Genomic DNA, 7,093 nt, shown 5'->3' with positions numbered 1-7,093 from the left:
CGAACACGGAAGTTAAGCTCTTCAGCGCCGATGGTAGTTGGGGGTTTCCCCCTGTGAGAGTAGGACGTCGCTAGGCAAACTGAGTCTTCCCTGAGCGGGAAGGCTTTTTTTATTTGAAAAGAACAGGCTCCGAAGGGCGTGAAGGGCAAAGTGCAAAAAGGCTGAGTCCTAATTGCATCAAAGGCAAACTGACGAGATCCTAAATGCATTCAGGGCAAAAAGCCAGTTTCCCAACGGCATCAAGCGCATGAGAATTCCTTCAATCTGAGAGTTATTTCATCAGCCCTGGGTTGGATTCCTTCAGTATGCGATTTAATTCCCTCAATCCTGAAATCATTCCTTCACCAGCCTAATCCACGCGTCTAATTCCATCATTTATAGATGTATTACATCACCAATGTCAGTCATTCCTTCATGGATAGACTTATTTCCTTAAACTCCTGCTTTTCTACCCATCCCTTGCCTTCATTTTTCATTTAAGGTGAAATAGATCTCATTTTACTTGAGTTTCGTTTAATGAGTTGGTAATCGGGTATCTAAATATAGTGTAAGAAGAGAACATCCATTACTGAAAAGGTGGTATGTATACAATGAGTAAAAAAGTATTGATGGTATTAACGAATACGAGTGAAATTGATAAGGATCATCCGACGGGACTTTGGTTATCAGAGTTCGCTGAGCCTTATGTGGAATTTAAGAAGAATGGTTATGAGGTTACAGTGGTGAGTCCAAAAGGCGGAGGTATTCCGCTTGATCCAAATAGTTTAGATGATGGTGAAAATCCTGCTGAGTGGAAGGAAGCGGAGGAAGAGCTTCAAAACACTGAGAAGCTATCGAATGTAGTGTTTGAAAACTTTGATGGGATCTTCCTGCCAGGGGGACACGGTACGATGTTTGACCTGCCGAACGAACCTCAGCTTCAGGATGCGCTTTCACATTTTGCTGAAAATAATAAAGCAATCGGCGCTGTATGCCATGGGCCTGCCGGTTTTGTTGATGTTGAGCTTTCAGATGGAACGTATCTGGTGAAGGGTAAAAAAATGACTGGTTTTACAGACGAGGAAGAACGGGATACTGGTCTTGATTCTCTAATGCCATTCCTGCTTCAGTCTAAGCTTGAAGAGCAGGGTGCACACTTTGTGGCACAGGGTAACTGGGCTGAGCATGTATTGACGGACGGTAAGTTCGTTACTGGTCAAAACCCGCAATCAAGTCAAAAAGCTGCAGAAGCTTTTGTAAAAGTAATATAAAAGAGAATGGGCAAATCCAAAAGGGTTTGCCCATTTTTTTGTAACCTCTTTTAGGACAATCAAGCTGTAGTGTTTGATGAAGGAAATTGTGTAGTGAAACTTTTCCTGAACCTTTTCGTATATGAGCTATGAGAGGAGAGTATAAAATGTATATTATTATTGCGATCCTGATTGCGATTGTCGGGCTTTTATTTTTATTGAACCGGCTGATGGGATATAAGAAGGGGAATATCATTATTGATTTTGATGAGCGTTATTATAAGTTTAGCGAACATGTTGAGGCAATTAGAAATAAGCTTGAAGATGACGGAAGAGATGTTGATTACATGGGAAACGGCAAGTTCCGTATTGATGGAAGAGATTATTTGTTTATAGAGAGAAATGTGAGTATGGGAGGCGTTCCGATGCAGCGGACGATCCTGAAACTTGATGAGTGAATCAATTTATATGTAAACAGGGAACCTGACGGGGTTCCCTGTTTGTTTTTAGAGGAGCTGTTCAAATACTTTCTGTACGGCTGTGCCTTCTTCAAATGGCACGAGGTCAGCACGTTCACCAGTGGTAATGGCGTAATGAAATGCTGTTAAGAGTGATCCGGATGCAGAGGCTGAGCGTTCCTGGATCAGTTCGATCGGCTGATCAGCATTGCCATATTTCAGTTCGGCCCATTGATCAAGGGAAAGTATGCCTTTTGTGCCATAAATTCTATAGGTCAGATCATCTTTCATCCCAATTCCGCTATGTCCATTGATTATAAATGGAATATGCCCGGCACTTCCAAAGGCGACGACACTTGTCTCACAGTCTATCTCGTTGTCCGGATACTGTGTATCTTTCGCTGAGATGATAATCTTTCCAAATAATCTGTTTGTCAATTGAATAAAATGTGGAGTGATCTCTCTAATAAAGCCACCCTGTTCGCGCTTAGCAATCCAGTCATTCTGCTGCCAGGTGCGCGGCCATGTTTCGAATCGCATGGTTAACTCAATTCTCTGGATATCACCGATTTTTGATAACTTTTCCTTTAGCAATGCAACTTCATTGCTGTAATGAAGCGGAAAGTGAATCGCATTGATTACGTTAGCTGCTTTTACAGCCTCTGTCATCTCTTCCGCTTCTGCTATTGAATTAGCAAGCGGCTTTTCACAAAGAATTGCAATGCCGCGTTTTGCAGCCAGGCGTGCATAGTGATGATGGAATTTAGGTGGAACGGCTATGTAAATGGCATCAAGTGCACCATACTCGATCATTTCCTCTGCATCGGTATAATGAATCGCTTTTAACGAATGCTTTTGAGTGGCTTCTTTCATTAATGCTTTGTTCACGTCACTGATTGCCGAGACTGTAAAGCCTTCGTGCTGTTCAAATGCGGGAATCAGACGCTGCCCGATTGCACCAAGCCCGATAATGCCAATAGATAACTCTTTCATGCTCTTCACTCCTGTGTTCAGTAATAAGACAATTATATCACTTCGATATGCGAAATTATGAAAAGTTCATGATTTGGGGCGTAATGACCTTTACATTTTCAGTTAAGGCTAGTAGGATTGCTTTTAGGATTTGAAAATACCGGAAAAGAGGAGAATAAAGTTGCTTGAAAACAGCTTAGTAATGGTAGCGATCATTTTTTCAATTAATATCTTTTATGTATCGTTTTTCACCATTCGAATGATTTTAACGTTAAAGGGATACCGCTATTATGCAGCAGGTGTGAGCATGGTAGAGGTCGTAATATATGTTGTTGGTCTGGGGCTTGTGCTGGACAATCTGAATGAGATTCAAAACCTGATTGCCTATGCGGTAGGTTATGGTCTTGGTGTCATCATTGGCATGAAGATTGAAGAAAAATTAGCGCTTGGTTATATTACAGTTAACGTCATTACAACTGACAATGGACTCGAGCTGCCAAGAAAGCTGAGAGAGCTCGGCTATGGTGTGACAGATTGGGAAGCGAATGGACTTGAAGGGGATCGTTTTGCCATGCAGATCTTAACGCCAAGAAAATACGAATTAAAGCTCTATGACAGAATTAAAGAGATCGATCCGAAGGCATTTATGATATCATATGAACCAAAAGCGATTCACGGCGGCTTCTGGGTCAAGAGTGTGAGAAGAAGAATGTCACAGGAGGAGAAGAATGAGCAAAAAGTGGTTTGATGTTGAGGAGCACGAGTCAATCGGCGACTGCCTCGACCGGATGGCGAAAGAAGGATATATGCCGGTCAGAAGAATGGAAGAGCCGGTATTTAAAGAAGTAAAAGATGGATCTTCTGTAAAACAGGAACCAATCAGACAGAAAATCAGATTCCAGGGTCAAAAAAGCGAACAATGAAATGTTCAGAAAATACAATGTTCGTTTTTGTGTTGACGTTCTGATGTCAGCTTGTTATGATGATTACGAAATCAATTGAATGAACGGCCTCATATAAAATCGGGAATATGGCCCGAAAGTTTCTACCCTGCACCGTAAATGACAGGACTATGAGGGAAAGAGTCAGGGCACCCGTATATTCTGCAGGTCTCCCTGACAAAAGTCAGCAGCTTTCCTTCATTAATAAACATGAAGAAAAGCTGCTGACTTTTTTTATTTGTTTGTTTGTTATCTTAACCTTTTAGTCATTTATCAGATTTAGCTGTTGATTGGAGTGGAGGACGGAGACTCCCGCCCCAGGAAGGGACAGGTGAGACCCCGGAAGCGAAGCTGGGGAGGCTCACCGCCCGGGGGCGGGAAAGCGAAGTCCTCCACGGAAATCAACAGCGGTTATAAAAGAATTAAACCCGGATGGAGTGAGAAGATGTCAGCACTGGTTAGCGTCATTATGGGAAGTACGTCAGACTGGCCATCAATGAAAAAAGCATGCGAAAAACTCGACGAGCTCAAAGTACCTTACGAAAAACAGGTCGTCAGTGCACACCGTACACCAGACCTCATGTTTTCATTTGCAGAACAGGCAAGATCACGCGGAATTAAAGTCATCATCGCAGGAGCAGGCGGTGCCGCACACCTGCCGGGCATGGTTGCTGCTAAAACAACCCTGCCGGTAATCGGTGTACCGATTCAGTCAAAAGCGCTGAACGGACTGGACTCACTATTATCCATTGCTCAAATGCCAGCCGGTGTTCCGGTTGCAACAGTTGCGATTGGAGATGCAGGCGCTGCAAATGCAGGCATTCTTGCTGCTCAAATGCTTTCATCATTTGACGATGCGTTAGCTGAAAGAATTGCTGAGATGAGAAAGAAGAGTGAAGAAAAAGTACTTGAAAGCAGTGGTGATCTCGTATGAAGCAAATGATACTGCCGCCTGCAGTCATTGGCATTATAGGGGGTGGACAGCTTGGCAGAATGATGGCGCTCGCTGCAAAGGAAGCAGGCTTCAAGATAGCAGTGCTGGACCCCTCTGAAAATGGACCATGTGCACAGGTTGCTGACTATGTCATTCAAACCGCCTATGACGATGAAAAAGGGTTGGCAGAACTGGCTGAATTAAGTGACGTAATTACGTATGAGTTTGAAAATATAGACTATGAATCTCTAAAACGTTTATCCGGAAAAGCGCATGTACCTCAGGGAGCTGAACTGATCAGAATCACACAAAACCGTCAGTTTGAAAAGGATACACTTACAAAAGCAGATGTTCCTACTGCTTCTTATAAAATCATAGAAAACGAACAACAATTATATGATATGATAGGAACGTTCGTTTTTCCGATGTTATTGAAGACCATTACAGGTGGATATGATGGCAAGGGGCAGGTAAAGCTTGAAAGTGAAGAGGATCTGCCGGAAGCAGCACAGCTGATCAAACTTAATGGGACATGTATATTAGAAGCTTTTGTTGATTTTGACTGTGAGATTTCAGTCATCATTCACCGCAATGAAAAAGGTGAGACTGTTACACAGCCAATTGCTGAGAACATTCACGAGCATCAGATACTGCATACTTCTATTGTGCCCGCTAGAGTGAGTGAGGAAGTGAAAGCCAATGCAATCAGGCTGGCAGAGCAGGTGGCTGATCAGCTCCAGTTGATCGGGACGCTTGCAGTTGAAATGTTTGTTGGAAAAGCCGGAGAGCTTTATGTGAATGAACTTGCACCAAGACCTCATAATTCAGGTCACTATTCAATAGAAGCAAGCTCTTCATCACAGTTCCATCAGCACATCAGGTCAATTACGAACTGGCCGCTGCCGTCATCAGATCTTTTAAAGTCTGCTGTGATGGTGAATTTACTTGGTCAGCATGTTGAGCCGGCGTTAGATGCCATTGCGCATTACCCACACTGGTCACTTCATTTATATGGGAAAGACGAAGCAAAAACAAACAGGAAAATGGGGCATATCACAATACTGACAGATGATATTGAAAAGACGCTGAAAGAAATTGAAGCATCAGGCGTCTGGAGCCCGGTCAAGGAGGCACAACAATGATTGAACGGTATACGCGACCTGAGATGGGTGCGATTTGGACTGAGCAGAACCGCTTTGAAGCATGGCTTGAGGTGGAAATTCTGGCATGTGAGGCATGGTCAGAGCTTGGTGACATTCCAAAAGAGGATGTACAGAAAATCCGTGAGAATGCATCATTTGATGTGGACCGCATTAAAGCGATTGAGGAAGAAACGCGCCATGACGTAGTGGCATTTACAAGAGCGGTTTCTGAAACACTTGGTGATGAAAAGAAGTGGGTACACTACGGGCTGACTTCAACAGACGTTGTAGATACTGCACTTTCATACCTGCTAAGACAGGCGAATGAAATTCTGCTTGCTGACCTTGAGCGCTTTGTAGAGATTTTAGCTGAGAAAGCGAAAGAACATAAAGATACAGTGATGATGGGTCGTACACATGGTGTTCATGCTGAACCGACGACTTTCGGATTGAAGCTTGCACTCTGGTACGAAGAAATGAAGCGTAACCTTGACCGTTTCAAGCGCGCAGCAGCCGGCGTTGAATTTGGTAAGATGTCAGGCGCAGTCGGCACGTATGCAAATATCGACCCGTTTGTTGAATCTTATGTATGTGAAAAGCTCGGCTTAACACCTGCACCGGTTTCAACACAGACACTGCAGCGAGACCGCCACGCAGATTATATGGCAACACTTGCCCTGATCGCGACGTCTATTGAAAAGTTCGCTGTAGAAGTCCGCAGCCTTCAAAAGAGTGAAACACGTGAAGTAGAAGAATTCTTTGCGAAAGGTCAAAAAGGGTCTTCTGCAATGCCACACAAACGGAATCCGATCGGTTCTGAAAATATGACAGGACTTGCACGTCTGATCCGCGGCTACATGCAGACAGCCTATGAAAATGTTCCGCTATGGCATGAGCGTGATATTTCACACTCTTCAGCTGAACGTGTCATTTTGCCGGATGCAACAATCGCATTAAATTACATGCTGAACCGTTTCGGAAACATTGTGAAAAACCTGACAGTGTTCCCTGAAAATATGAAGCGCAACATGGACCGCACACTCGGTCTGATCTACTCACAGCGCGTCCTGCTTGCACTGATTGACAAAGGTCTTTCACGCGAAGAAGCCTATGACACAGTCCAGCCAAAAGCAATGGAAGCGTGGGAAAAGCAGGTGCACTTCCGTGAACTCGTTGAAGCGGAAGAAAAAATCACATCAAAACTGTCACCGGCAGAAATCGAAGACTGCTTCGACTACACTTATCACCTGCAGCACGTAGACACAGTGTTTAAGCGTATCGGACTTTTATAAATACAAATAGAAGCTGACGTTTTAATTGCTTACAAAAGCTGATTCTCTCTGCAGGCGGCGACTCCAGCGCGAGAAGCCGGACAGGTGAGACCCCGCAGGCGCTTGCGCCGAAGAGGCTCACCGCC

The 7,093-nt window shown here is 44.0% G+C and carries 8 protein-coding genes, 1 rRNA gene and 1 riboswitch; of the genes, 8 read left to right on the top strand and 1 reads right to left on the bottom strand.

Annotated features, from left to right (window positions below):
• The 3 genes from rrf to UFB30_RS14795 form a co-directional block, all read left to right on the top strand.
• Positions 1 to 76 (top strand): 5S ribosomal RNA (gene rrf, locus UFB30_RS16645); the annotation flags it as partial.
• 514 nt (positions 77 to 590) lie between these two features.
• The gene (locus UFB30_RS14800) at positions 591 to 1,250 is read left to right on the top strand and encodes a type 1 glutamine amidotransferase domain-containing protein (RefSeq protein WP_322422473.1); all 660 of its coding nucleotides are present in this window, start codon (positions 591 to 593) and stop codon (positions 1,248 to 1,250) included.
• A gap of 146 nt (positions 1,251 to 1,396) precedes the next feature.
• Positions 1,397 to 1,687: a hypothetical protein gene (locus UFB30_RS14795; RefSeq protein WP_322422472.1), complete on the top strand. Its 291-nt coding sequence runs from the start codon at positions 1,397 to 1,399 to the stop codon at positions 1,685 to 1,687.
• A gap of 48 nt (positions 1,688 to 1,735) precedes the next feature.
• Here the strand turns inward: UFB30_RS14795 and UFB30_RS14790 are convergent, their stop codons facing one another.
• Complete coding sequence (locus UFB30_RS14790; protein ID WP_322422471.1) at positions 1,736 to 2,680, bottom strand: Gfo/Idh/MocA family protein; 945 nt, start codon at positions 2,678 to 2,680, stop codon at positions 1,736 to 1,738.
• Between the two features lie 160 nt (positions 2,681 to 2,840).
• On the opposite strand from UFB30_RS14790, the gene UFB30_RS14785 reads away from it, so the two are divergent.
• The 5 genes from UFB30_RS14785 (at position 2,841) to purB (ending at position 6,968) form a co-directional block, all read left to right on the top strand.
• The gene (locus tag UFB30_RS14785) at positions 2,841 to 3,407 is read left to right on the top strand and encodes a DUF2179 domain-containing protein (RefSeq protein WP_041121910.1); all 567 of its coding nucleotides are present in this window, start codon (positions 2,841 to 2,843) and stop codon (positions 3,405 to 3,407) included.
• The gene (locus UFB30_RS14780) at positions 3,388 to 3,582 is read left to right on the top strand and encodes an NETI motif-containing protein (protein ID WP_322422470.1); all 195 of its coding nucleotides are present in this window, start codon (positions 3,388 to 3,390) and stop codon (positions 3,580 to 3,582) included. The genes UFB30_RS14785 and UFB30_RS14780 overlap by 20 nt, the downstream gene beginning before the upstream one ends.
• Positions 3,583 to 3,651: 69 nt before the next feature.
• Positions 3,652 to 3,752, top strand: a riboswitch (purine riboswitch).
• Positions 3,753 to 4,045: 293 nt separating this feature from the next.
• A complete protein-coding gene (gene purE / locus UFB30_RS14775) occupies positions 4,046 to 4,534 on the top strand; it encodes a 5-(carboxyamino)imidazole ribonucleotide mutase (protein WP_322422469.1) in 489 nt (162 codons plus the stop codon).
• Positions 4,531 to 5,676, top strand: a complete 1,146-nt coding sequence (purK, locus tag UFB30_RS14770; protein ID WP_322422468.1) for a 5-(carboxyamino)imidazole ribonucleotide synthase — start codon at positions 4,531 to 4,533, stop codon at positions 5,674 to 5,676. The genes purE and purK overlap by 4 nt, the downstream gene beginning before the upstream one ends.
• Positions 5,673 to 6,968: an adenylosuccinate lyase gene (purB, locus tag UFB30_RS14765; RefSeq protein ID WP_322422467.1), complete on the top strand. Its 1,296-nt coding sequence runs from the start codon at positions 5,673 to 5,675 to the stop codon at positions 6,966 to 6,968. Before purK ends, purB begins: the two co-directional genes overlap by 4 nt.
• Positions 6,969 to 7,093: the final 125 nt, after the last annotated feature.

This window comes from Jeotgalibacillus haloalkalitolerans, from assembly GCF_034427455.1.
In the GTDB taxonomy this organism is placed as follows: Bacteria; Bacillota; Bacilli; order Bacillales; family Jeotgalibacillaceae; genus Jeotgalibacillus; species Jeotgalibacillus haloalkalitolerans.
Note: the sequence above shows the minus strand (reverse complement) of the source record. Positions and strands in the feature narration are given on the sequence as shown.